At 64.0% G+C, this 25,166-nt stretch carries 16 protein-coding genes, 1 tRNA gene and 5 pseudogenes; 9 read left to right on the top strand and 13 right to left on the bottom strand.

The features are described 5' to 3' along the window. Positions 1 to 212: 212 nt before the first annotated feature. From ACZYZ4_RS11460 to ACZYZ4_RS11450, 3 genes are all read left to right on the top strand, one after another. Positions 213 to 2,423: a hypothetical protein gene (locus ACZYZ4_RS11460; RefSeq protein WP_463860938.1), complete on the top strand. Its 2,211-nt coding sequence runs from the start codon at positions 213 to 215 to the stop codon at positions 2,421 to 2,423. A gap of 490 nt (positions 2,424 to 2,913) precedes the next feature. Continuing rightward, a complete protein-coding gene (locus ACZYZ4_RS11455) occupies positions 2,914 to 3,291 on the top strand; it encodes a hypothetical protein (RefSeq protein ID WP_463860937.1) in 378 nt (125 codons plus the stop codon). Further along, positions 3,284 to 4,540: a site-specific integrase gene (locus ACZYZ4_RS11450; RefSeq protein ID WP_463860935.1), complete on the top strand. Its 1,257-nt coding sequence runs from the start codon at positions 3,284 to 3,286 to the stop codon at positions 4,538 to 4,540. Before ACZYZ4_RS11455 ends, ACZYZ4_RS11450 begins: the two co-directional genes overlap by 8 nt. 38 nt (positions 4,541 to 4,578) lie before the next feature. On the opposite strand, the gene ACZYZ4_RS11445 is transcribed toward ACZYZ4_RS11450, so the two are convergent. Then, positions 4,579 to 4,663 (bottom strand) — tRNA-Tyr (locus ACZYZ4_RS11445). A gap of 181 nt (positions 4,664 to 4,844) precedes the next feature. Continuing rightward, positions 4,845 to 5,099 carry a hypothetical protein gene (locus tag ACZYZ4_RS11440; RefSeq protein WP_282329555.1) on the bottom strand — a complete coding sequence of 85 codons (255 nt, stop codon included), beginning with the start codon at positions 5,097 to 5,099 and terminating at the stop codon, positions 4,845 to 4,847. A gap of 206 nt (positions 5,100 to 5,305) precedes the next feature. On the opposite strand from ACZYZ4_RS11440, the gene ACZYZ4_RS11435 reads away from it, so the two are divergent. Then, positions 5,306 to 5,797 (top strand): YajQ family cyclic di-GMP-binding protein, encoded by a 492-nt coding sequence (locus ACZYZ4_RS11435; RefSeq protein ID WP_463860933.1) that lies wholly within the window; start codon positions 5,306 to 5,308, stop codon positions 5,795 to 5,797. 82 nt (positions 5,798 to 5,879) lie between these two features. Here ACZYZ4_RS11435 and htpX read toward each other — a convergent pair. Both htpX and ACZYZ4_RS11425 read right to left on the bottom strand, forming a co-directional pair. After that, positions 5,880 to 6,757, bottom strand: a pseudogene (gene htpX / locus ACZYZ4_RS11430) (zinc metalloprotease HtpX). A gap of 48 nt (positions 6,758 to 6,805) precedes the next feature. Continuing rightward, a complete protein-coding gene (locus ACZYZ4_RS11425; RefSeq protein ID WP_463860931.1) occupies positions 6,806 to 8,077 on the bottom strand; it encodes an MFS transporter in 1,272 nt (423 codons plus the stop codon). A 78-nt stretch (positions 8,078 to 8,155) separates the two neighbouring features. Here ACZYZ4_RS11425 and ACZYZ4_RS11420 point away from each other — a divergent pair, with 78 nt between their 5' ends. The 4 genes and pseudogenes from ACZYZ4_RS11420 to ACZYZ4_RS11405 all read left to right on the top strand — a co-directional run bounded on the left by ACZYZ4_RS11420 (position 8,156) and on the right by ACZYZ4_RS11405 (position 11,748). Beyond that, positions 8,156 to 8,983 carry a hypothetical protein gene (locus ACZYZ4_RS11420; protein ID WP_463860929.1) on the top strand — a complete coding sequence of 276 codons (828 nt, stop codon included), beginning with the start codon at positions 8,156 to 8,158 and terminating at the stop codon, positions 8,981 to 8,983. Between the two features lie 30 nt (positions 8,984 to 9,013). Next, a complete protein-coding gene (locus ACZYZ4_RS11415) occupies positions 9,014 to 9,499 on the top strand; it encodes a Fur family transcriptional regulator (protein WP_463860927.1) in 486 nt (161 codons plus the stop codon). A gap of 7 nt (positions 9,500 to 9,506) precedes the next feature. Next, positions 9,507 to 10,994, top strand: a complete 1,488-nt coding sequence (locus ACZYZ4_RS11410; protein WP_463860925.1) for a catalase — start codon at positions 9,507 to 9,509, stop codon at positions 10,992 to 10,994. Between the two features lie 120 nt (positions 10,995 to 11,114). Continuing rightward, positions 11,115 to 11,748: pseudogene (locus ACZYZ4_RS11405) on the top strand (DUF2461 domain-containing protein). Positions 11,749 to 12,226: 478 nt separating this feature from the next. Here ACZYZ4_RS11405 and ACZYZ4_RS11400 read toward each other — a convergent pair. From ACZYZ4_RS11400 to ACZYZ4_RS11370, 7 genes and pseudogenes are all read right to left on the bottom strand, one after another. Next, positions 12,227 to 13,807: an amino acid permease gene (locus ACZYZ4_RS11400; protein ID WP_463860923.1), complete on the bottom strand. Its 1,581-nt coding sequence runs from the start codon at positions 13,805 to 13,807 to the stop codon at positions 12,227 to 12,229. Positions 13,808 to 14,033: 226 nt separating this feature from the next. Continuing rightward, positions 14,034 to 14,441, bottom strand: coding sequence for a DUF779 domain-containing protein (locus tag ACZYZ4_RS11395; RefSeq protein ID WP_463860921.1), 408 nt, complete (start codon positions 14,439 to 14,441; stop codon positions 14,034 to 14,036). Then, a pseudogene (gene adhP / locus ACZYZ4_RS11390) lies at positions 14,441 to 15,461 on the bottom strand (alcohol dehydrogenase AdhP). Before adhP ends, ACZYZ4_RS11395 begins: the two are co-directional and overlap by 1 nt. A 58-nt stretch (positions 15,462 to 15,519) precedes the next feature. Next, on the bottom strand, positions 15,520 to 17,043 hold the full coding sequence (exaC, locus tag ACZYZ4_RS11385; protein ID WP_463860919.1) for an acetaldehyde dehydrogenase ExaC: 1,524 nt from the start codon (positions 17,041 to 17,043) through the stop codon (positions 15,520 to 15,522). A 227-nt stretch (positions 17,044 to 17,270) separates the two neighbouring features. Continuing rightward, positions 17,271 to 18,655: pseudogene (locus ACZYZ4_RS11380) on the bottom strand (helix-turn-helix domain-containing protein). Positions 18,656 to 18,726: 71 nt separating this feature from the next. After that, on the bottom strand, positions 18,727 to 20,181 hold the full coding sequence (locus ACZYZ4_RS11375) for an FAD-dependent oxidoreductase (protein ID WP_463860918.1): 1,455 nt from the start codon (positions 20,179 to 20,181) through the stop codon (positions 18,727 to 18,729). Positions 20,182 to 20,250: 69 nt separating this feature from the next. Then, positions 20,251 to 20,886: pseudogene (locus ACZYZ4_RS11370) on the bottom strand (DNA topoisomerase IB-related protein). A 138-nt stretch (positions 20,887 to 21,024) separates the two neighbouring features. On the opposite strand from ACZYZ4_RS11370, the gene rarD reads away from it, so the two are divergent. Continuing rightward, entirely contained in the window at positions 21,025 to 22,011 is a 987-nt protein-coding gene (gene rarD, locus ACZYZ4_RS11365) for an EamA family transporter RarD (RefSeq protein ID WP_463860916.1), read from the top strand. Positions 22,012 to 22,118: 107 nt separating this feature from the next. On the opposite strand, the gene gabT is transcribed toward rarD, so the two are convergent. Together gabT and ACZYZ4_RS11355 are read right to left on the bottom strand one after the other, a co-directional pair. Beyond that, positions 22,119 to 23,489, bottom strand: coding sequence for a 4-aminobutyrate--2-oxoglutarate transaminase (gene gabT / locus ACZYZ4_RS11360; protein ID WP_463860915.1), 1,371 nt, complete (start codon positions 23,487 to 23,489; stop codon positions 22,119 to 22,121). A gap of 106 nt (positions 23,490 to 23,595) precedes the next feature. Then, on the bottom strand, positions 23,596 to 25,026 hold the full coding sequence (locus ACZYZ4_RS11355; RefSeq protein ID WP_463860913.1) for a gamma-aminobutyraldehyde dehydrogenase: 1,431 nt from the start codon (positions 25,024 to 25,026) through the stop codon (positions 23,596 to 23,598). Between the last annotated feature and the right edge of the window lie 140 nt (positions 25,027 to 25,166).

The raw sequence follows: 25,166 nt of genomic DNA, 5'->3' as shown, positions 1-25,166 counted from the left end.
AGCATAACCCTCTCGTTGTCACCACGCTGGATCGGACACGTAGAGGGGCGAAGCCTTGGCTACTTTGGCCTCGGACCCATCGGAGTAGACCACAAACCCGTTGGGAACGAAAAGTGACGGGATGGTGTCGCGATAATCGGGGATGTACTCATCGAACTGACTCGATATCCGTCGATAGTTCAAGGAAGGGCTGCGGTGGTTATGATTCGAATATGCCGAACCCTCGTTTGTCCCTAGCCCTAGAACGTATTGGCCCTGGAGACTGGGAAGTATTTGAAAAGTTCGCGTCAGAGTTCTTAGCCGTCGAGTATCCAGCCCTGAGGACGATGGCAGCTCCGAACGGAGACAAGGGCAGAGACGCCGAAATATTCACGATTGACGGTGTGTCGAAAGTTGCCTTTCAGTACTCCGTCACGGCGAATTGGAAGACTAAGATTACGAGTACGCTGGACACTCTTAAAAAGAATTTTCCTTCGGTCACCACCGTGATCTACATGACCAACCAGGTGATCGGTCCGGCTGCCGATGAACTCAGGGAAGAGTCTCGACGTGATCGGAAAATAACTCTAGATGTCCGAGACCGCTCCTGGTTTGTGGACCGTGAGGAGTCCTATCCTCAACGACGAGTGGCAAGCGAAGAGCTGGCTAAGAAATTCGTAGATCCACTCCTGTCTAGTCGAGGGGTCATCGACAGAATATCCATGCTGACAGCGGCTGAGAGTAAGGTCGCAGTGCTGCACTTGGCACTCGATGACGAAGATCAGGCAACCGATCAGAGTCTTACCAAGAGCTGCTTCGACTCATTGGTCTTGGCTGCCCTTCACGATTCGAGCACAGACAAAAGACTCAGCCTGAGTGAAATCCAAGACGGCGTCGCCCTCCGCATGCCTGTGGGGAAGCGAGGACAGGTCGATGCTCTGACGCTGAGCGCATTGAATCGTCTGTCCCGGAAGGGGCCCGTCAAACACCACAAATCGAGTTCCGTGGCGGGAGACACGTACCATCTCAGCTTTGAGGAGGCCAAGAAGATAAATGATCAGACAGCCCAGTTCCTTCTCGATGAAGATGTTTTAGACGCGGAACTCAATCTGGCGGTTCGCGCCCTCGATGTACCCCAGGAACTCAACGAAACACAGTTGACAGAAATTTGTCGACAACTCCGAACAGCTTTGGAAGAGACACTCTTGGAACGAGGTGAGTCTTTTGCCGAAGCCGTGGAAACAGGAGAACCATTCCAGCTCAGCCCAGTAGCCATCGCGGACAAAATTACAGCAAAAGGTGGAATCAAAGAGCTCAGTTCTGATGCCGCAGCCTCAGCGATAATGCATGTGTTGGAGCAGCCCTCGCCTCAAACACAGTCCCATCTTCGGCGACTAGCCGACGCCTACACACTTTTCGCGTTCCTGAAACAAACCCCGGACGTCCAGAAAGTCATGCTCAACGTATTCAGTGAAGGCGACATCTGGATGGACACCTCGGCGATCCTGCCACTGATCGGAGAGAGCCTGGTAGACGATCCGGAGGAACGCCATTTTACGATTTTAATGCGGGCAGCCGTAGACGCTGGGTTGCGTCTATTCGTTACGGAAGGAGTCGTGGAAGAAGTTGAAAGACACCTCAACTTGGCCGTTGCCTACAGTCACAACACAACATCCACTTGGACGGCAAGAGTCCCATTTCTCTACTCGGCCTTTGTGCTCTCAGGCCGACCAGAGAGTGAATTCTTGGACTGGCAAAGAGACATCTGTGGACGCGAACAGCCGTTGCAGGACGTCAGCGACTACCTTGCCGACGAATTCTCTATCGAGACGAAAAATCTCCTAGAGTATTCCAATGCCGCATCGATCGAACTTCGGGGCGCAGTTCAGGAACTATGGAACGAGGCGCACGAAAGAAGGCGTCAACGAGGTGACAACGGAACCGACCAAGCGACACGGTCCCGCCTGGTTGCCCACGATGTTGAAAACTCCGTGGGCGTCATCGAGTATCGACGAACAATCGGGCCATCACCCATGGGCTACCGAGCATGGTGGCTGACCTTCGATGGAACAGCCATGAAAATGAAGGAGCACCTAAGGGAACGCCTTGGTTCTCAGGCGCCTCCGTCGCCCGTACTGAGCCCGGATTTCCTCACTCAGTTGCTTCGCTTGGGCCCCCTTCGCACTGCCATCGAGCAGGATCTGAGAGTGCAGCTACCTCTGCTTACGGACATGAGCGTCAACCATTACGCTCCGCGCGCTCTGCTCGATTTAGCAAGAGAAACCAGAGAAAAGTCGTCGAGCCAGAATGAACGGGTAGTACGTCGCGAAGTCCGCGATGCGGTGAACCGTGCAAGACAAAAGATGGGTCCAGCGGCAGTTGGCGGCGCTCGAGCAATGGAGGAGCGGGTCGCCGCTTCCATTCAGCATCAGGTACCGGAATGAATCCGACCGGTCTGACACGGGCCTGCGCGAGCACCTCCAACGCCTCGGCCACTACTAGGACTGCGCCCCGCCGGGAACGTCAGCTTGGAGACCATACTGTTGGCGGAGCTCCCCAATTTTCGCCATGAGCTCGTCGACTGTGACAGTGCGTACTTCAACAGGGCTACCTGGAGACCCGCCCAGGTTTACGTTCTGCCGCCGCCCGTAGCGTTCTGGTCTCGTGCGCTCAAGGAACCACGCCGCAGCCTGCCATGAGGTGTTGGCAGCTGCACTGATCTGCTTCAAGGTGTTGACCTCGGCGCAAGCGCGAGCCCGCTCTGTCTGATATTTGAAGACTACGAAGGCCCACTCGTCGGGATCAAACGGTTCCGGGCATCGGCCGAGCGCCTCGACGGGGTCGCCGCAGCATGCTTCCTGTGCCAGTGCCTCTCCGTCCAGACCCTTCATGTCCAACCGTTCGACCTCTCTCTTGGAGAGCGGAGAACGGGCCATGGTCGCCCAAGAGGTCGTAGCCCTCGCGCAACTATTGGATATGTCGCTCCTGCAGCTCTTCACTCCTCCGGGGCATGTCCACGCGATCGTGGCGGGCACTTTGAGCGTTCCTGCTGAGGCGCTGCTGGCGGAGACAACGGGCGATGAGCACGCGAAGCAGCTGACACACGCATTGCGTGGCCTTGAGCAGACGAAAGGGAAGTTCTTCGCCCTGGTTCAGGAGCAAAACGCGCTTGTGGACGAGGCGAAAAATGCGCTTTGGGGCAAGGCCACCAGGGAACTGTCCCAAGGTGACAGCACCTTGAATGTTGATGAGCTCAACCGCTACACGGATGAGATCAGTCACAGGCACCAATCGGAGGATGGCAATGGCTAAGGTTAGCCGCCGCTGCGGATGCCGTGACGAAACGGGCAAGCAATACGGGGCACGGTGCCCCAAGCTCAAGAGCTACCGCCATGGCACATGGGGATTCAGGCTTTCCGCCGGTTTTGATCCGGCCACGGGCAAGCGTCGCTACATCAGCGAATACAAGCACCCCTCAGCCGAAGAGGCAGAAGCAGCCTTGCGGGAGGCGGAGAGGTCGCTGACGAATCAAGTCCATGACTTCAAACGTACGAAGGTATCCGGGTATCTCCATACGTGGCTGGCCTCCCAGGAGGAACACTCCCAGCTCAAGCCCTCCACGCTCCGCATGTATCGGGCTTACATTGAGAACGACATCGCCCCGGCGTTCGGAGAGAAGCTCCTTCTAAGGGAACTTCGCCGCCAGCACGTGGCCGGACTCATAGCTGGTCTTCAGGCCGCTGGCCGTGGTGCCGTTACCATAAAGCGCATCCACGCCACAGTCTCCAGCGCTTTGGCCGATGCCGTCCAGGACGGTCTTCTTGGGGAGAATCCGGCCTCCGGTGCCCGGCTCCCCCGCGTGGAGAAAACAAAAATCGAGGTATGGGAGCCCGCCGATGCCGGGACATTCCTTGATGCCGCCACTGAGCACCGCCTAGGGGCATTGTTTGAGGTTGCCATACTGTCCGGTATGCGCCGCGGGGAACTATGTGGGCTGCGCTGGCAGGACGTGGACCTTGCAGCCCGGCGGCTGGTTGTCCGTGTCCAGCTTGTGCAGGTAGGCAAGGAGATACTTGAGGGCACCATCAAAACAGAGGCCGGACAGAACCGTGTTGTGGCCCTCTCCGATCGTGCCGTTGCCGCTCTCCTGACGTGGCAGTTCCAGCAGGCACATGAACGTGAAGCATGGGGTGAGGCTTACCAAAACTCCGGGCGCGTCTTCACCTATGAGGATGGCCGCCAGCTTCGGCCGGGCTACCCCTCGAAGCTCTTTGAGCTGATGGTGGAGAAGCTGGGCCTGCCGCCGATGCGTTTTCACGACCTCCGGCACCTGCACGCGTCGCTGATGCTGGCTTCAGGTCAGGACTTGGCCATCGTGTCCAAGACCATGGGCCACAGCAACAGCCAGATCACGCGGGACCTGTACGCACACATGGTGGGTGACGCCGCCAGGAACGCCGCTGAAGGAGCCTCCGCACTGCTACCCGTGTCACGCAGACGTCAAGGTGTGCTCACAAGTGTGATCACCGGGCATGAAAAAAGCCCTTCCGGTACCTCCTAAGAGATCCCGGAAGGGCTAAATTCCTTGCCATTACTGGCTGGTGGCAGATGAGGGATTCGAACCCCCGTAGGCGTTGCCAGCTGATTTACAGTCAGCCCCCTTTGGCCGCTCGGGTAATCTGCCGAACTTCAAAAGAAGATCACCCCCGGCTGCAGTATTCGGAACGTCCGTTTCCGGGCCGTTCCGCTTCCAGTAACCGCGGGCAAGACAACTTTACAGAACTTCTGCCGAAGAATCGAATCGAGGCGGCAGGCCCATGAAAACGCCGCCAGAAGCCCCGCAATTCCGCGGAAAACCCGGGAACTCAGGCGTCGCCGAGAATCCGTCCGGCCAGCCTTGCCTCGAACTTCACGGCCTGCTCCTCCGTGATCTGGTTCAGCTGGACCGCCCGCAGCAGATCCTCGCTCACACCGTCCATGCGGGCCGAGGCATCCGGAACTGGGCTGAAGATGATGGAGGCGGCGATGGCTGCTGCGGCAACTGAGGTTGCGGCGGTAGCCACGGCACCAGCGGCTGCGGCGGTGGTTCGGGTGACGTAACGGACGGCGGTGCGTGGCATGGTGTTCCCTTTCGAGCTATTTCCAACTGGTTCAACTCTCCATCGCCCGGCTTCGTTCCCACTGTGCGTCCGCTATAAGGGAACTGTGAATCCGGAACAGCGCCGAATCCGCTCCAGCGCCAGAGCCGATCCGTACTAGGCTTGAATGCAGAGATCCACGCCCTGCAGAAGCATTTTCGCAGGCACCCACCGGCACAAGGAGAATCATGGCAGGCGAGTCAACGTTCGACGTCGTAAGCAAAGTGGACAAGCAGGAAGTGGCCAACGCGCTGAACCAGGCACAGAAGGAACTGGTCCAGCGCTACGACTTCAAGGGCGTCGGCGCCGAGGTCGATTTCAGCGACGAGAAGATCCTGATGAAGGCGAACTCGGAGGAACGCGTCCTGGCCGTGCTGGACGTCCTCCAGTCCAAGCTGATCCGCCGCGGCATCTCCCTGAAGTCCCTGGACACCGGCGAGCCGTATGCATCCGGCAAGGAATTCCGCCTGGAAGCCTCCATCAAGGAAGGCATCGAGCAGGACCTGGCCAAGAAGATCAACAAGCTGATCCGCGATGAGGGCCCCAAGGGCGTCAAGTCCCAGATTCAGGGCGACGAACTCCGCGTCTCGTCCAAGTCCCGCGATGACCTGCAGGCCACCATGAACCTGCTAAAGGACTTCGACGAGGCGGACCTGCAGTTCGTCAACTTCCGCAGCTGACACGCCTCCGGGCGTAGGACACGCGATCGGGCTGGGACCACTGAAGACGTACGACGGCGGCGCCCCAGTTCGTCAGGTCGCCTTAGTTAAGGGCCCGGCCGGCAATCCGTTCCAGCCGGGCAATCCTGTCCTTCATCGGCGGGTGCGTGGCGAACAGCTTGGTCATCGCCCCGCCCCGGAACGGGTTGGCGATCATCAGGTGCGAGGTGTTGACCAGCTTCTGCTCCTGCGGCAGCGGGGCGATCCTGACCCCCTGCTCAATCTTGAGCAGGGCTGAGGCGAGCGCCAGCGGATCGCCAGCGGATCGCCAGTGAGCTGCGAACCGTCCTCGTCGGCGTCGTACTCCCTGGTCCGGGAAATGGCGAGCTGGATCAGCGAGGCGGCAAACGGCGCCAGCAGTGCCATGGCCAGCATGGCCAGCGGGTTGGCGTTGCGCCGGTCTCCGCCGAAGAACAGCAGCATCTGGCCCACGGACGTGATGACGCCGGCCACCGCGGCCGCCACCGAGGACGTGAGGATGTCCCTGTTGTATACGTGCATCAGCTCGTGCCCCAGGACCCCGCGCAGTTCGCGGGCATCCAGCAGCTGAAGGATTCCCTCGGTGCAGCACACGGCGGCGTTCTTGGGATTCCGGCCGGTGGCGAACGCGTTCGGGTTCATGGTGGGTGAGAGGTAGATGCGCGGCGTCGGCTGGTTTGCCCGGACGGAGAGCTCCCGGACTATCTGGTACAGCTGTGGTGCCTGGGCCTCCGTGACGGGGTAGGCCTGCATGGACCGGATGGCAATCTTGTCGCTGTTCCAGTAGCCGTACGCCGTGGTGGCCACGCCGATCAGGGCCATGATCCAGATGGGCGCTGAACTGCGGGTATTGATCCCGATCAGGCCGCCCAGGCCCAGGAGCACCGCCCACAGGACGCCAAAGAGCGCCGCAGTTTTTAGGCCGTTGTAATGCTTGTGCACGTCCGCTCCTCCACGTCGCCCTGACAAAGTAGCCAACAAGGCACGGCCCTAAGGCACCGGGTCGCGGGCATCGTACTTCCGGAAGCCCGGCTGCAGCTGTGCCGCCAGCCAGGCCACAGCGACGCATAATACCCCGCCCAACAGCAGGACCCAGCCCTCGCTCAAAATCTTAGTCCCGCCGCCTGCCAGCAGGTCACCCACGCGCGGGCCCCCGGCCACCACCACAATGAAGACCCCCTGGAGCCGTCCCCGCAGGTGGTCCGGCGCAGCGGCCTGCAGGATGGTGTTGCGGAAGACGGCGCTGATGGAGTCTGCGATTCCGGCCAGGGTGCAGCACACAGCCGCCGGGACCAGCCAAAGGGTGGCCCCGCCGTCGTCCGTCCGTCCTGCAAGGAGCACCACCACGCCGAAGCCCGCAATGGACGCGCCCCAGCCCATCACCGACCACACCACGGCACTGCCCTGCCACCGGACATGGCCGAGCGGCCCGGAAAACAGACCTGCCAGGAATGCGCCCACCGCGGTGGAGGCCAGCAGGATGCCCACCGTGGCTTCGCCGCCGCCGATCATCAGCGCACCGATGGCGGGCATCAGCGCGCGGGGCTGGGCGAGGATCATGGCCACGAGGTCGATGATGAAGGTCATCCGCAGGTTGGGCCGGGTGCCCAGGAACCGGAACCCTTCGATGACAGACCGGATCCCGGCCCGCCCGGCGCTTCCCGAAGGCGGCATGGACGGCAGCCTAAAAACGGCCCAGAGCACAAACGCGAAGCTGATGAAGTCGATGGTGTAGGTCCAGCCGAAGCCCACCCACACCACCAGCACACCCGCCAGCAGGGGTCCCACCGTCATGGCCACCCCGAACGAAATCATGCTCAGCGCGTAGGCCGCGGGAAGCAGTTCCTTGCGGATGAGCGTGGGGATGATGGCACTGCGTGCCGGCTGGTTGATGGCCTGGGCGCCGCTTTGCAGCGCCACCAGGAGGTAGAGGACCCAGACGTTTCCCAGCTGCAGCCAGGACTGCAGGGCGATCAGGCCGGTGGTCAGCCAGAGGACAGAGGTTGCCAGGAGCGCCACCGTGCGGCGGTTGTGGGAGTCGGCGATGGACCCGCCCAGCAGGCCGCCGAACACCAGCGGCACCAGCGCAAACACACCCAGCAGGCCCACATAGAAACTGTCCTGCGTGAGGCGGTACACCTCCAGGCTCACGGCCACCAGCGTGAGCTGGCTCCCCACGGCCGAAACGGCGGAACCCAGCCAGAGCCGGCGGAAGGCCGGGCTCTCCCGGAGCGGTGTGATATCGGCCAGCAGTTTCCCCACCCTGCAACCCTAATGGCGCAGCAGTGTCCTGTTCTGTCACACGCTTGGTATCCTCAGGCGGGGGAAAGGGGTTGGCATATGAATGTGTCCAGGCGGCTGCTTTTTACCTCGGCTTTCTGGGAGGTTGCCCGGCCCCGGACTGCCCTGAACGCCGGCCATCTCCTGATCCGGCTCACGAACCCGGCCATCGCGTTCGATCTCCGCTCGGCCACCGACTGGCTGCACTGCCACAGCATTGCGCGGCAGGCCCTCGCCGATGTTCTGGGTGCCAGCCGCTGCACAGTGGCGTTTGCGCACCGGTGGCACCCCATTGGAGCGGCCATCGGCGAACCGGAGGTGGAGTCCTCCACACCCACGTTCCACGTGTTCGGGCGCTGGGACGCCGAGCCGGTCACGCCCGGCGAACAGCTGCGCCTACCCGCGCAGCGCCGGGTGCCGGCCGCAGCGGAACAGCTCAAAGAGTACGACGGCGGCCTCCGCGCCGCCCTGCGCCGGTTGGCTGTGGAGCAAGAGGCAGTCGCGAGATGGCAGTTCGCGGCAATGCTGACCAGCGACACTGCCGCGAAAGGCCATCTCAAGGATCCGGCCCCGCCGGTGGACGGCCCCCTCCCGGAAGTCACTGCCAGGACCCCGCAGGTCAAGGCCGGTGCGCACCACACCGTGCTCGCGCCGGCGGTGCCGCCGGCGCCGGACGGACCCGGCCTGACGCCCGGCCACCTGCTGGCGCTGGCCGCCGCCGTCCAGGGACTGACCGATCGCCCCGGCGTGACCGGGCTGAGCTGCGTGGTGCCGGAGCCCGGACCCGGCGGCCTGGAAGTCCACGCCATGGGCCGCTCGGCAGGAGAACCGGTCAACCCTATGCAGGAATTCCTGAACCTGCCGAAGGTTAGCCAAGCCTTATTGTGATCGACTCATAATAAGTGGTTCAATAGGAGCATGACGGAACACTTTGGCGGCCACGACGCATGGGCTGCTGCCCTGCGTGCCCACGGCCGCCGGGTGACCAAGCAGCGGCTAGCCGTGCTGACCGCCGTCGAACATCACCCGCACTCCCCTGCGGAGAGCATCCTGGCCGCCGCGCGCACGGAACTTCCCGAGCTGACCGCGCAATCGGTTTACGTGGTCCTGGGCGACCTGACCGATCTGCACATGCTGCGCCGCTTCGAGCCGCCGCATTCCCCCGCCCTGTATGAGACCCGCGTCGGTGACAACCACCATCACGCCATCTGCATCAGCTGCGGCCGCGTGGAGGACGTCGAATGCGCCGTCGGGCACGCGCCCTGCCTCACCCCGCACTGGGATGAGAACTCCAAGCCGATGACCATCCAGATTGCCGACGTGATGTACCAGGGCATCTGCCAGGACTGCCAAGAGTCCCAAAAACTTCCTTCTGAACGTCCCTCACAAGTAATCGAGAAATAGGAGAATAATGACTGCAAACATCTCAACAACCCAGTCCGGCGCGCCCGTCACTTCCGACGCGCACGCACAGTCCGTCGGTGCCGACGGCGCCATCATCCTCACGGACCACTACCTGATCGAAAAGCTCGCCCAGTTCAACCGCGAGCGCGTGCCGGAGCGCGTAGTGCACGCCAAGGGCGGCGGCGCGTTCGGTACGTTCAAGGCCACCTCGGACATCTCCAAGTACACCAAAGCCGCGTTCCTGCAGCCGGGCGTTGAGACCGAGATGCTGATCCGTTTCTCCTCCGTCGCCGGCGAGAACGGCTCCCCGGACACCTGGCGCGACCCCCGCGGTTTCGCCGTCAAGTTCTACACCTCCGAGGGCAACTACGACCTCGTGGGCAACAACACCCCCGTCTTCTTCATCCGCGACGGCATCAAGTTCCCGGACTTCATCCACTCCCAGAAGCGCCTCCCGGGCACCCACCTGCGCGACGCCGACATGCAGTGGGACTTCTGGACCCTGTCCCCCGAGTCCGCACACCAGGTCACCTGGCTCATGGGCGACCGTGGCCTGCCGGCATCCTGGCGTGAAATGCAGGGCTACGGCTCGCACACGTACCAGTGGATCAACGCCGAGGGCGAGCGCTTCTGGGTCAAGTACCACTTCAAGTCCAACCAAGGCGTCAAGACCATCTCCGGTGACCAGGCCGAAGAGCTGGCCGGCTCGGACGCGGACTTCTACATCCGCGACCTGCAGGACAACATCGCCGAGGGCAACTTCCCGTCCTGGGAACTGCACGTCCAGGTCATGCCGTACGCAGACGCCAAGACCTACCGCTTCAACCCGTTCGACCTCACCAAGGTGTGGCCGCACTCGGACTACCCGCTGATCCACGTGGGCACCATGGAGCTGAACAAGAACCCGGAGAACTACTTCGCGCAGATCGAGCAGGCCACCTTTGCGCCGTCGAACTTCGTGCCGGGCATCGCCGCTTCGCCGGACAAGATGCTGCAGGCCCGCATCTTCTCCTACGCCGACGCACACCGTTACCGCGTGGGCACCAACCACGCGCAGATCCCGGTGAACCAGCCGAAGAACCAGGTCAACAACTACAGCCAGGACGGCGCCGGTCGTTACCACTTCAACGCTCCCTCCGTTCCGGTCTACGCCCCCAACTCCGTGGGCGGCCCGGCAGCCATCGAGCCGCAGAACCCGGCCGGCGGCTGGGAGAACGACGGCGAGCTGACGCTCTCCGCACACTCCCTGCACGCCGAGGACGGCGACTTCGGCCAGGCCGGCACGCTGTACCGCGAAGTGTTCGACGACGGCGCCAAGGCCCGTCTGCTGGACACCATCACCGGTGCCGTGGGCGGCGTGAAGAGCCCGGGAATCAAGGAACGCGCCATCCAGTACTGGACGAATGTTGACGCCGAACTCGGCGCCAAGCTGCGCGCCAACCTGGGTGCGGGCTCCACTGATTCCGACGCCGAGGCTGCCAACAAGATCGGCTAGTCCTTCTGCCCCTGTGGTGCAACGTCCGCCCCGTCACGGTTTCCGTGGCGGGGCGGCCTTGTTTCCACATAGGGGGCGTTCCCTCTGGCTGGAGCTGTTGGCTGTCCCTAGGATCACTGCATGAGCACATTCCAGGGCATCCCTGCAGGGGCATTCGCGTTCTATGCCGAACTTGAGCACAACAACAACCGGGAGTGGTGGCTGGAGCACAAGGACAGTTACAACACCCTGGTGCGCGATCCGGTCACCGCGTTGCTGGCGGAGCTGGAGCCGCGGTTCGGTCCGGGGAAGATCTTCCGGCAACCGGGATATCAGGTTCCCCCAGGACAAATCGCCCGACAAGACTGCCCAGGGAGCCTTCGCGTCGGCCCAGGAAGGCGTGGGGTATTACCTTCAGGTGAGCGCCGACGGACTATTGGTGGGCGGCGGCTACCATTCCCATACGCCGGCGCAGCTGACCCGCTTCCGGAACTCTGTGGATGCGTCCGGGACCGGCGAATCGTTGCGGCACATCGTGGACGCCGTGGCTGCTGCGGGCTTTGCGGTGGAGGGCGAAAAGCTCAAAACAGTGCCTCGCGGTTTCGACAAGGACCATCCCCGGGCGGAGCCGCTCAAACACAAGTCGTTGTCCGCCGGCATGGAACTGGGCCAGCCGGACTGGGTGGACTCACCGGCTGCGGCGCAGGAAATCGGGGCGCTGTGGGACCAGCTGCGTCCCTTGGTGGACTGGGTGGGCCGTCACGCGGCGCCCTGACGCCGGACTTCCTGTAGATGGGATATCTCTACCTATACCACCGGGGCACCGGCCAGCAGGTCCGAAATGTAGCCTGCCACAAAAGCGTCGCCGGCCCCCCACGTCTGCCTGGGCGATGAAGTTCCGGAAAACGTCACCGGCTTCGTCGGCGGACCACAGCGCGGCGCAGTAGCTGAGGTCGAACGAGACCAGGATGCCGGCCTCTCGGGCAACCTCCAGCGTATATTGCGCCGATTGGGCTGCCTCCGGCGAAAGCGCGGAAGTGATGCCCGTGAGGTGCAGCAGCCGGGCAAAGTTGCTCCGAGCCGCCCATGCCAAGGCTGAGCGAGGACACCTGGGCCAGCGGACCAGGTTCAAGCACAATGGCTTATCGGCAAGATCACAACAGAGCAATATCGCGGACGCACGAAAGAGGCACCCGGCCACCAAAGGGTGCCCGGGTGCCTCCGTCTTGTGCGCAATTTTGCAGCCGCCCAGCCTAGGTGCGGGTGAGTGCCTCGTCGTCGGCTGCGGCATCACTGCCGGCAAGGCCGGCGTCCGCGCTGGAATCTGCGCTTGAATCCGTGGCGTCCACGGCGGACTTTGCTTCGGCGAACTTTTCGTTCAGGCGGGAATGCCGCTGGCCGTAGGCGAAGTAGATCACGATGCCGATGACCAGCCAGCCGGCGAAGAAGATCCACGTCTCCACGGCGAGGTTCGTCATCAGGTACAGGCACAGGACGGCGGAAACCACCGGGAGAACCTTGCCGAACGGGACGCGGAACGACGGTTTCAGGTCCGGGCGCTTCTTGCGCAGCACCAGGATGCCCAGGCTCACCACGACAAACGCCGACAATGTGCCGATGTTGATCATTTCTTCCAGCAGGTCAACTTTGGTCAGGCCGGCCACAAGTGCTACTGCGGCCCCGCAGATAATCTGGAGGCGGACCGGCGTCGAACGTTTTTCGCTGGTCTTGGACAGCGCACGCGGCAGCAAACCGTCGCGGCTCATGGCCAGCACCACGCGGGACAGTCCCATCAGCAGCACCATGATGACCGTGGTGAGGCCGATCAGGGAGCCGAAGGCGATGACCTTGGCCGCGGTGGTGTTGCCGACGGCCTCGAACGCGGTGGTGAGGGTGGGCGTTTCTGCTGCCGCGAGGTCCGTGTAGGACACCATGCCGGTGAGCGCGAGGGACACCAGGATGTAGAGCAGCGTCACCACGGCCAGGCCGCCGAAGATGCCGCGCGGCAGGGTCTTCTGCGGGTTCTTGACTTCCTCCGCGGACGTGGCCACGACGTCAAAGCCGATGAAGGCGAAGAACACCAGGGCCGCACCGGCGAAGATACCCAGCGTGCCGTACTGGGCGGGCGCGGCGCCGGTGAGGAAGCCGAAGAATGACTGCTTCAGGACGTCCGCGGTGCCCCCGGCGGTGGGTTCCGCGGCGGGCACGAACGGCGTGTAGTTCTCGAACTTCACATACGTGAAGCCCACTACGATCACAAACAGCACAACGGCGATCTTAATCAGGGTGAAGACGTTGCCCACACGGGCGGAGAGCTTGGTGCCCAGCACCAGGAGCACGGTGAAGACGGCAACGATCAGGAAGGCGCCCCAGTAGAGGTCCACGCCGCCGAGCGACAGCGCGGGCGGAACGTCGGCCCCCATCAGCGCAAACACCTTGCTGAGGTAGATGCCCCAGTACTTGGCGATCACTGCCGCGGCGGTGAACAGTTCCAGGATCAGGTTCCAGCCGATGATCCACGCAAGCAGTTCGCCCATGGTGGCGTATGTAAAGACGTAGGCCGACCCGGCGACCGGAATGGCGGTGGCGAACTCGGCGTAGCACATGATGGCCAGGGCACATGTCACGGCGGCAATGGCGAAGGACAACGTCACAGCCGGGCCGGAGAAGTTGGCCGCGGCCTTGGCGCCCACCGAGAAAATGCCGGCGCCGACAGCGACGGCGATACCCATGATCATCAGGTCCCAGCTGCTGAGCGACCGCTTGAGCTTGCGTCCGGGTTCATCGGCGTCGGCGATGGACTGCTCGATGGATTTGGTCCGGAGAAGGTTCATAAGGAGTTCCACAATCTTGATTTGTGTTGGAAACAGACCCAACAACGATACTTGTCCAGACACTGGACGTTCACACCTGTCCCGCATGGTGAGACTCCCTGCCCGCCCCGGTTAAGCGCGAAGGGCCACTTGAGGCCCTCGCCGGGAGGGCCTCAGGTGTCCGTTCGCGCTGGTGTTTGGTGCTGGTGTTTGGTGCTGGCTGATGGCGCCTGTTGGACGGGCCTGCCTAGTCGGGCCAGTCCATCAGCTTTGACCGGATCAGGAACCGCTTGCCTTCGGGCGACTCGACCGAGAACCCGCTCCCCCGGCCCTGGACCACGTCCACGGTCAGATGGGTGTGGCTCCAGTAGTTGAACTGCTCCCTGGACATCCAGAACTCGAGGGGCTGCGGCTGCTTGCCGTCGGCGATGTCGAACAGCCCCAGGAGGACGTCCGCTTCCGCGGTGATGAACTCCCCGGCCGGATAACACATAGGCGAGGAGCCGTCGCAGCAGCCGCCGGACTGGTGGAACATGAGGGGTCCGTGCTGGCCCCACAGCTTCCTGAGCAGTTCCACGGCCTCGGCCGTGAGCGCCACGCGGGAGATGTCCTCCCCGGGCAGCGTTACTGCGGCGTCAAGCCTCGCCTCCATCATCAGTACTTGATGACGACGCGGCCGTCGATCTTGGCGTGTTTCATCTCGTCAAGAACGGCGTTGACCTCGGAGAGCTCCCGGGTGGACACCGTGGGGTGGATCTTGCCCTCGGCGTAGAACTCGAGGGCTTCCTCCAGGTCCTGCCGGGTACCCACGATCGAGCCGCGGACTGTCAGGCCCTTAAGCACAATCTCGAAGATCGGTGCCGGGAAGTCGCCCGGCGGCAGGCCGTTGAACACAATCGTCCCGCCCCGGCGGGCCATGCCGATCGCCTGGCCGAAAGCAGACGGGTGTACTGCGGTGACCAGGACTCCATGACAACCTCCGGTTTCACGTTGGATGACTTCGGCGGGATCTTCGTGCAGCGCATTGACGGTAAGCTCCGCACCGTGCTTCTTGGCCAGGGCGAGTTTGTCGTCCGCGATATCCACGGCGGCTACCCGCAGGCCCATCGCCACGGCGTACTGGACGGCAATGTGCCCGAGTCCGCCGATGCCGGAAATGGTGACCCACTGTCCGGGCTTGGCTTCGGTCATTTTCAGGCCCTTGTAGACCGTGACGCCGGCGCAAAGCACCGGGGCGACTTCAACGGGGTCCGAGCCCGCCGGGATGCGTGCGGCAAAGCGCGTGTCCACAAGCATGTACTGCCCGAAGGAACCGTCCACACTGTAGCCGGCGTTCTTCTGTGCTTCACACAGTGTCTCAGCCGGTGCGGCAGTACTGGCAGTCGCCGCAGGCGGACCAGAGCCAGGCGTTGCCGACGAAGTCTCCGATAGCCAGGTCAGTTACACCCTCACCCAAGGCAACCACTTCGCCTACGCCTTCGTGGCCGGGGATGAACGGCGGTGTCGGCTTGACCGGCCAGTCGCCCTCCGCCGCGTGGAGGTCTGTGTGGCAGACGCCGGTGGTGATGACCTTGACGAGCGCCTCGCCCCGGCCCGGGGTGGGAATGGGGAGGGTCTGGATCTGAAGATCCTTGCCGAACTCGGTTACTACTGCTGCTTGCATCGTCGTCGTCATTGGCGAAATCCCTTGCGTAGTTTGGAGCGGTTGTTATGCGGTGGGACGTAAACCAGGCTTAGAAGAAGCCGAGCTTGTTCTCGTTGTAGCTGACCAGGAGGTTCTTGGTCTGCTGGTAGTGGTCCAGCATCATGGAGTGGTTTTCACGTCCGATGCCGGAGGACTTGTACCCGCCGAACGCGGCGCCGGCAGGGTAGGCGTGGTAGTTGTTGACCCAGACGCGGCCGGCCTGGATTTCACGGCCCGCACGGTAAGCGACGTTGCCGTTCCGCGACCAGACGCCGGCGCCGAGCCCGTAGAGGGTGTCGTTGGCGATTTCCATCGCGTCGTTGTAGTCACTGAACCGGGAGACAGACACGACAGGTCCGAAGATCTCCTCCTGGAAGATCCGCATCTTGTTGTGGCCCTCGAAGACGGTGGGCTGGACGTAATAGCCGCCGGCCAGATCGCCTTCCAGCTGGGCGCGGGCGCCGCCGGTGAGCACCTTGGCGCCTTCCTGCTTGCCGATGTCGATGTAGGAAAGAATCTTTTCCAGCTGGTCGTTGGAGGCCTGTGCACCGAGCTGGGTGTTGGTGTCCAGCGGGTTGCCCTGGATGATCTTCTCCACCCGGGCCACGGCGTCTGCCATGAAGGAATCGTAGATGTCCTCCTGGACCAGGGCGCGGGACGGGCAGGTGCAGACCTCGCCCTGGTTGAAGGCAAAGAGCGTGAAGCCCTCCTGCGCCTTGTCATAGAACGCGTCGTTGGACTCGGCAACGTCGTTGAAGAAGATGTTCGGGCTCTTGCCGCCGAGCTCCAGGGTGACGGGGATCAGGTTCTGGCTCGCGTACTGGCTGATCAGGCGCCCGGTGGAAGTCTCGCCGGTGAAGGCGATCTTGCGGATCCGCGGGCTGGACGCGAGCGGTTTGCCGGCCTCGACGCCGAAGCCGTTGACCACGTTGAGCACACCGGCCGGTAACAGGTCACCGATGAGTTCCATCAGGACCAGAATGGACGACGGCGTTTGCTCGGCGGGCTTGAGGACCACGGCGTTGCCTGCGGCGAGAGCCGGGGCGAGCTTCCAGACGGCCATCAGGATGGGGAAGTTCCACGGGATGATCTGGCCGACGACGCCGAGGGGCTCGTGGTAGTGGTAGGCGGTCGTGTCGTCGTCGAGCTGGGAGAGCCGGCCTTCCTGGGCGCGGACGGCCGAGGCGAAGTAGCGGAAGTGGTCCGCCGCGAGCGGGATGTCCGCGTTGAGGGTTTCACGGATGGGCTTTCCGTTGTCCCAGGATTCGGCGACGGCCAGCATTTCAAGGTTTTCGTCGATGCGGTCGGCGATCTTGTTCAGGATGGCGGCACGTTCCGCGACGGAGGTCTTGCCCCAGGAGGGTGCAATCTTGTGGGCGGCGTCCAGGGCGAGTTCAATATCCTCGGCGGTTCCGCGGGCCACTTCGCAGAAGACCTTGCCGGTGACGGGTGTGATGTTCTCGAAGTACTGGCCCTTGACGGGGGCAACCCACTCGCCGCCGATCCAGTTCTCGTAGCGCTCCTTGAAGGTGACCTTCGAACCCTCGGTACCGGGCTGTGCGTAAACAGTCATTGCTAGCTCCTTTGCTGTGCATGAAGGCGGCGCCTGATGCTGGCGGCCGCCGTTGGTTTCAGCGTAGGAGGGTGAGAGTTGCAGTCAGGTTGCGCGGGTGTGAGCCAGCTCACGACCAGGGATTGAGTCTGGGGCCACGACTGCCGGGTTCCCTGGCCGTAGAGCCGCGCCGGCGAGGGCCCCGGCCCGAGCTTGCGAGGGCAGGGAGCCGGGACGGACTTGCGAGGTTAGGGGGCAGGTGGGGAGGCGCTCAGTTCAGCTTCCAGCCGCTCAAGGTCCGCGACGACAGCGGCCCGCTTGGGCGAGCGCGGCGGCAGCAGCTTCAGGGCGGCAGTCCGGACGTCGACGTCGTCCCGCGCCTCCGGAAGTGCCGCGTACTTGAGCAGCGTCTCGGCACTGCCGTCCGTCAGCACCGCTTCGCGCATGAGTGAGGAGACCCTGTCGCGGAGGTCGATGATGCCCGGCGCTTCGGAGCGCGGGAGCATCGCGCCACGGTAGATTTCCAGCGCAATGCGGTGGGCGCCGCGCTGCAGGCAGTTCAGCACCTGCCCGCTGTCCGGGACCAGATCCATGGTGAGTTTGTACGGCCGGGATTCCGGAACGGCGGCCGGGTTGAGCTGCTGGAGGATCTTGCGCAGCCGGACCATTTCCGCACGGAGAGTCATGGTTGGGCCGTCGCCTGGGTAGAGCAGGACACTGAGCTCCTCGGCGCTCAGCCCGTCCGGGTGGGTGCTGAGCAAGGCGAGGATTTCACTGTGCCGGGCAGACAGCGCCACCGTTCTGCCTTCGATGCTGAGCAACGCCTGGTCGCGGCCCAGAAGCTGGAGGCTGTTGCGGTACAGGCTGCCTTCCTTCACGCCGCCGGCTCCCCCGGCCCGCGCCGAATCCGACCTGGCCGCCGAACTGGCGTTCCGCCGTCGGGCCGGCCGGCTGGCAAGGGTCGCCGCCAGCTGCAGCCGCTCAACACGAAGCTGCGCCTGAGCGGCAGCGACGGTCGCCTCGACGAGCGACAGGGTGTGGGGCGCCACCGCGGTGGCCTTGCCCGTGATGTCCACAACGCCCAGCAGCGCGCCGGAATCCGGATCATGGAACGGGACGGCCGTGCAGCTCCACGCGTGCACGGACCGCTGGTAATGCTCCGCCCCGGAAATCTGGATCCCGCGGCCCAGGGCCAGGGCAGTTCCCGGCGCGCTGACCAGTCGGCACCCGGGACGAACATCATGCCTTCGGCACGGCGTTGCAGGGCGGGATCCCCTTCCACCCAGAGCAGCCGGCCCACCTCATCACCCACGGCAACGAGCAGGCCGCTGTCGTGGCTGGGCTGGACCAGGAGTTTGTGGATCACGGGCATGATGCTGGCCAGCGGGTGCTGCCGCCGGTATTCCTCGAGCTCGTCAGTGTCCAGGGCAAGGGGCGCTTCGGGGTTGTCAGGGTTGGCTTTCAAGCGGGCGGACCGCTGCCAGGATTCCCGAATCAGCCGGCGCAGCCCGGGGATTTCCTGGGTGCCCAGAAACGCTTGGGCGTCGAGCTGCTCGTGGGCTGCCAGGGCATGACGCTGGGCCAGCGCAGTCGCTTCGCCGCCGGACGCCGGCGGCAGGATCAGGTTCCTCATCGAACTCCCCTCGGTCCTGCAAAGTCTAATGGCCGCTGTCGCTAACCCTCCAGCGGCAACCCTCTTGCGCGTCAGGCGCGGGAGATGCTGATCATTTCCTCGCGCGGGACCACTTTGATGCGTTCACGCACGACGGCGGCGGTCCCATCGGCGCCGTCCTCGCCTTCCGTCCACGCGGCGCCGAGGGCTGCTTCGTGCGCGTCCAGCTTGATCCAGCCCTCCCACGTGGTGAACTCGATGCCGCGCTCCTGCAGGAGATCGATGATGGCCTGCGGGTCCGGGTTCTGCGCCGGAGGAAGCGTCAGCCGGTCCTCCAGCAGGAAGCCGATGGTCTCCAGGGCGTCACCCTTGGTGTGCCCGATCAGGCCAACCGGTCCACGCTTGATCCAGCCGGTGGCGTAGATTCCGGGGACGGGGTTGCCGGCGGCGTCCAGCACGCGGCCGCCCTCGTTCGGGACCACTCCGCGCCTGGCATCGTATTCCAGCTCATCCAGGGGCGAGCCGTGGTAGCCGACGGCGCGGTACACGGCCTGGACGGGGTAATCCACAAACTCGCCCGTGCCCTTGACGTTGCCGGTGCCGTCGAGCTCCATGCGCTCAAACTTGATGCCGGCCACCTGGCCGGACCCTCCGTCGTCGGGGTTTCCGTAGACCTCAACCGGGCTGTGCAGGAAGTGCAGGTGCAGGCGGCGTGAAGACGGTTCTTCCGATTCGGCGTGCTCCTCCACGAGCCAGTTGGTCAGCGTGTTCACCATGGTTTTGATCTGGTTGTTGCTCCGGATGGCGTCGTCGGAGGCTTCGTCGAACTCGAAGTCCTCCGGGTACAGGACAATGTCCACGTCCTTCATGTGGCTCAGCTCGCGCAGCTCCAGCGGTGTGAACTTGACCTGCGCCGGGCCACGGCGGCCGAAAACGTGGACGTCGGTGACCGGCGAGTTCTTCAGGCCTTGGTAGACGTTGTCCGGGATTTCGGTGGTGAGCAGCTCGTCGGCGTGCTTGACCAGCATCCGGGCCACGTCCAGCGCCACGTTCCCGTTGCCGATCACCGCGATTTCCTTGGCATCGAGCGGCCAGTCGCGGGGCACATCGGGGTGGCCGTCGTACCAGGACACAAAGTCGGCGCCGCCGAACGACCCGGCCAGGTCGATGCCCGGGACAGGCAGATCGGCGTCCTTGACGGCGCCCGTGGAGAAAATGACGGCGTCGTAGAAGGCGCGGAAGTCATGGAGGGTGAGGTCACGGCCGTAGGTGACGTTGCCCAGGAAGCGGATGTCGCCCCGGTCCAGGACCTTGTGCAGCGCGTTCACGATCCCCTTGATGCGCGGGTGGTCAGGCGCGACGCCGTAGCGGATCAGGCCGTACGGGGCGGGGTAGGCCTCAAAAAGGTCGATGCTGACCTCAAAATCGCCGTCCTTCACGCCGTTGGACTTGGTCAGGATGTCCGCCGCATAGACACCTGCCGGTCCCGCACCCACAATGGCGACGCGGAGTGGACGCTTGGAGGTGGTTTCGCCTGGGTTGGACACCGGGAGCCCTTCTGGAACGAGGAGATTGCGACGGAGGCGCACAGTGCAGTTGCGCACAATGTCCCCATTCTAAATGTGTTGCAGCGGCACCACGTCGCTTTCCCGGTACAGCAGCGCCCGCAGTTCGGCTTCCGCGGAGTCCAGGCGTTTGGGGTCGATGGTCTCCCCGGTCCCGTGCAGCGTCCGCAAGTCCTTGGCGGTGAAGTCGAGGCCCGTCCGCTCCTTGACGTAGGCATTGATGTCCGCGCTGGGTGACCGGCCGCCAGGTCCGGCCGTCCTTGAACGCCAGCAGCCTGGCATTTCCACCGCGGCGCTTGAGCGTCCACACAGGAGCGTGGCCAGGCCGCGGCTGCCGTTCTCGTTGGTGTACCGCTCTGATCCCACGCGGAGGGATCCGCTGTCCAGCATCCGGAAAGCCGCCGCAAGGACGCGTTCGCGGCTCAAACCGTCGCTGCGCAGGTCCAGGGTGACCAACCACCGGGTCGTGGGCAGCGACTCCGCCAGCTGCAGGGCGCGGTCGAATTCACCCGGTCCTTCCGCTCGCGCCATTCGGGGTGGTAGATGTACTGCCGCCGGCCCATCGCATCGAGGTCCGTTGCCTGGATGTGCCCGTTGTCGAAGGGCGCAATCCAGACGTCGGTCCAGGCCGGCGGGATGCCGATGCTTTCCAGCCTCCCGGTAGCTGAAGCCCGTCCCGGCGCGCACGCGACGGTAGCCGCGGCCGTTTCCGTTGCTGCGGCGGAGCCTCCCGCGGCGGCATCCTGCGGGTTCCTCGGTTCCATGGAGGAACGCGTACTCACTTTTGACTGGAATACGCGTCCATCAACTGGTGTTATTGGTTAGGTGCCTACTCCCCCTGAAACCACCTCCTTACCCAAGACCGCTGCCACCGCGCCAGCAGGCCTCAAGGCTGTAGACAAGGAGACGACGCCGGGAGTCCTGTTCGGCTTCGGCGCGTACGGGTTGTGGGGGCTGCTCCCCCTGTACTTCTTCGCGCTGATGCCCGCCGGTGCGGTGGAGATCGTGGCCAACCGCGTCGTGTGGTCGCTGCTCTTCTGCGTCCTCCTGATCACGGTCACCCGGTCCTGGCGTGCGCTAGCCGCAGCGTTTCGCGACCGTTCGGTGTTCGGCACCCTCGCCATCGCGGCCGCACTCATTGCCGTGAACTGGCTGACTTATACCTATGGCGTGACCACCGGCCAGGCCGTCGAAGCCGCGCTGGGCTACTTCATCAACCCCCTGATCTCGGTCCTCCTGGGTGTGTTCGTCCTGAAGGAGAAGCTGCGCCCCCTCCAGTGGGCCGCCGTCGGAATCGGTTTTGTAGCGGTGGGCGTACTCACGGTGAGCTACGGCAAACTGCCCTGGATCGCCCTGACGCTGGCCTTCAGCTTTGGCCTGTACGGGTTTGTGAAGAAGCGCGTTGGCCCGAAGGCGGATGCGGTGACCAGCCTCAGCGTGGAAACCATCGTGCTGGCACCGATCGCGGCCGCCACGATGGTGTTCCTTGGTGTCACCGGCTCGGCCACCCTGGCCAGCCAGGGCCCCGGGCACTTCTGGCTCCTGGTGGCCTCCGGCGTGATCACCGCGGTGCCGCTGTTGTTCTTCGGCGCGTCGGCCCGCCGGCTGCCCATGACCACCATCGGGCTGCTTCAGTACGTCGCCCCGGTGCTCCAGTTCATCGTGGCGCTGGTGGTGTTCCAGGAAGCCATGACCGCCAGCCGCTGGATCGGCTTCGGTGTGGTGTGGCTGGCCCTGCTGGTGCTGACCGTCGATATGCTCCGCGCCACCCGCAAGAACTCCGTGGCCAGGAAACTCGCACGCACCTCATAAAACGAGCGCGAACTGGCAGCTAATGACGTCAAATCCCGGATTTGAGGTCATCAGCTGCCAGTTCGCGCTGTGGTTTTACGTGGCGCTAACTACGTGGTGGGTGGGTCCTAGGCGTTGGCCTTGATGGCTACAGCCAGGACGTCCAGGCCGTCGTTCAGCAGGTCGTCGGTGATGACCAGCGGGGGGAGCAGGCGGATGACGTTGCCGTAGGTGCCGCAGGTGAGGATGATGACACCCTCCTTGAGGCAGGCAGCGGCCACAGCCTTGGTCAGCTCGGGGTTGGGTTCCGTGGAGCCGACCTGGACCAGTTCGACGGCCAGCATCGCGCCGCGGCCGCGGATGTCGCCGATCACGGACTTCCCGCTGCCGGCCAGTTCGGCCTGCAGTTCCTGCAGGCGTCCCGTAGCGAGCTGCTCGATGTGGCGCGCACGTCCGGCGAGGTTGTATTCCTCCATGGAGCCGATCGCGGCCAGCGCGGCGGCGCACGCAACCGGGTTGCCGCCGTAGGTGCCGCCGAGGCCGCCCGGGTGGACGGCGTCGAGCAGGTCCGCGCGGCCGGTGATCGCGGACAAGGGCATGCCGCCGGCGATGCCCTTGGCCATGGTGATGATGTCCGGGACAACACCCTCGTGGTCTACCGCGAACCATTCGCCGGTGCGGCAGAAGCCGGACTGGACCTCGTCGGCGATGAACACCACACCGTTGGCCTTGGCCCAGGCCGCCAGCGCGGGGAGGAAGCCCTCGGCGGGGACAATGAAGCCGCCCTCGCCCTGAATCGGTTCGATGATGATCGCGGCCACCTGGTCGCCGCCGATCTGCTTCTCGATCATGGTGATGGCACGCTTGGCAGCCTCGGCACCGGTGATCTCCGGGTTTTCCTCGCGGAACGGGTAGCTCATCGGCATGCGGTAGACCTCGGGCGCGAACGGGCCGAAGTTGGTCTTGTACGGCATCGCCTTCGCGGTCAGCGCCATGGTCAGGTTGGTGCGGCCGTGGTAGGCGTGGTCAAAGGCGACGACGGCGTCACGTCCCGTGGCGAGGCGGGCCACCTTGACGGCGTTCTCCACAGCCTCGGCGCCGGAGTTGAACAGCACCGTCCGCTTCTCGTGGTCGCCCGGGGTCAGGCGGTTGAGCTGCTCGGCCAGGGCCACGTAGCTTTCGTACGGGGTGACCATAAAGCAGGTGTGGGTGAAGTGCTCCACGGCTTCCTTCACGGCCCCGACGACGGCCGGATCCGAGGCGCCGACGCTGGTCACCGCGATGCCCGAGCCGAGGTCGATGAAGGAGTTGCCGTCGACGTCGTGGATGATGCCGCCGTCGGCGTCCGCAACGTAGACGGGAACGGCGGACGCGACACCGGCGGCTACCACTGCCTTGCGGCGCTCGGTCAGGGCGATGGACTTGGGGCCCGGGAAGTCGGCCTGGACGCGGCGCTTCTGTTCCAGGCGGAAGGTGATTTCACTTGCTGTGGTGCTCATGGGGGGCCTTTCTTTACTGAATGGGGCCACGCCGGCAGGGTTCCCTGGCCGAAGCGGAGCGAGGTTAGGGCGCGCCGGTGGGGAGGCTCGACCACCGGGAGAGTTGCTAGGCGTCGAGTGCGCTCATCACGTGCTTGATGCGCGTGTAGTCCTCGACGCCGTACATGGAGAGGTCCTTGCCGTAGCCGGACTGCTTGAAGCCGCCGTGGGGCATTTCGGCGGTAAGGAGGATGTGGGTGTTGATCCAGACCGCGCCGAAGTCCAGGTCGCGGCTGACGCGCATGGCCGTGCCGTGGTCGGTGGTCCAGACGCTCGAAGCGAGGGCAAAGTCGACGTCGTTGGCCAGCTCCACGGCCTCGTCCTCGGTGCTGAACTTCTGCACCGTGATGACGGGGCCGAAGGTTTCCTTCTGGACGATGTCGTCGCTCTGCTTGGCCCCGGTGACAATGGTGGGCTCGAAGAAGAAGCCCTTGTCCCCCGCGCGGTGCCCGCCGGTCTCGATCTTGCAGTTTGCCGGCAGGTGCTCAACAACCGAGGTCACCGCGTTGAAGTGGTTCACGTTGTTCAACGGCCCGAAGTAGTTGTCCTCGTCGTCCTGCGAGCCGGTATGCAGGGTCTTGGTGTGCTCCACCATGGCTGCCACTACGTCGTCGTGCACCTCGTCTTGGACCAGCACGCGGGTGATGGCTGTGCAGTCCTGGCCGGCGTTGAAGAAGGCGAATTCGGCGATGGCCGCGGCGCTCTTTTTGATGTCGGCGTCCTTGAACACGATGGCCGGGGCCTTGCCGCCGAGCTCCAGGTGGGCGCGCTTGAGGCCCCTCGCGGCGCCTGAGGCCACGGCGATGCCGGCGCGGACGGAGCCGGTGATGGAGACTAGTCCGGGGACCTTGTGCTCCACCATCATGGCGCCGGTTTCACCGGTTCCCAGCACCACGTTCAGCACGCCGGCGGGCAGGATATCGCCGGCCAGGCGGGCCAGCACCAGGGTGGACTCGGGGGTGGTGTCGGACGGCTTGAGGACCACGGTGTTGCCGGCCGCGAGCGCGGGGCCGATCTTCCAGATGGCCATCAGGAAGGGGTAGTTCCAGGGTGCCACCTGGGCCACCACACCGATGGGTTCGCGGCGCACGTAGGAGGTGTGGCCTTCGAAGTACTCGCCGGCTGACTTGCCTTCCAGGATGCGGGCGGCACCGGCGAAGAAGCGGAGCTGGTCGGCGCCGGCGGCAACTTCCTCGGACGCGATCAGGGAGCGGACCTGGCCGGTGTTGCGGTGCTGGGCTTCAACGAGTTCGTCGCTGTGGGCTTCGATGGCGTCGGCGAGCTTGAGCAGCATAAGCTGGCGCTGCCCGGGGGTGACGTGCTTCCACGTCTTGAAGGCATCCTTGGCCGCGGTCATGGCGGCATCAACATCGGCCTGGCCTGAGACGGGCGCCTGGGCCACCACCTCGCCGTTGGTGGGGTTGACGATGTCCAGCAGGCCGGTGCCGGCGGGCGTGACAAACTCACCGTTGATGAAGTTCTGCAAGGTTTGAACCACGGTGTACAACCTCTTTCATAGGGAACATCAGCTGCGAAGCGGATGGATGTGACTGCTTTGAGCCTATGCCAGCGCCCCTTCGCAGGGAATAGCCACCTGCACACCCTTGGATGAAATGTTTAGTGCGATTGACCAGCGTC

The organism is Pseudarthrobacter adonitolis (assembly GCF_055412845.1).
Note: the sequence above shows the minus strand (reverse complement) of the source record. Positions and strands in the feature narration are given on the sequence as shown.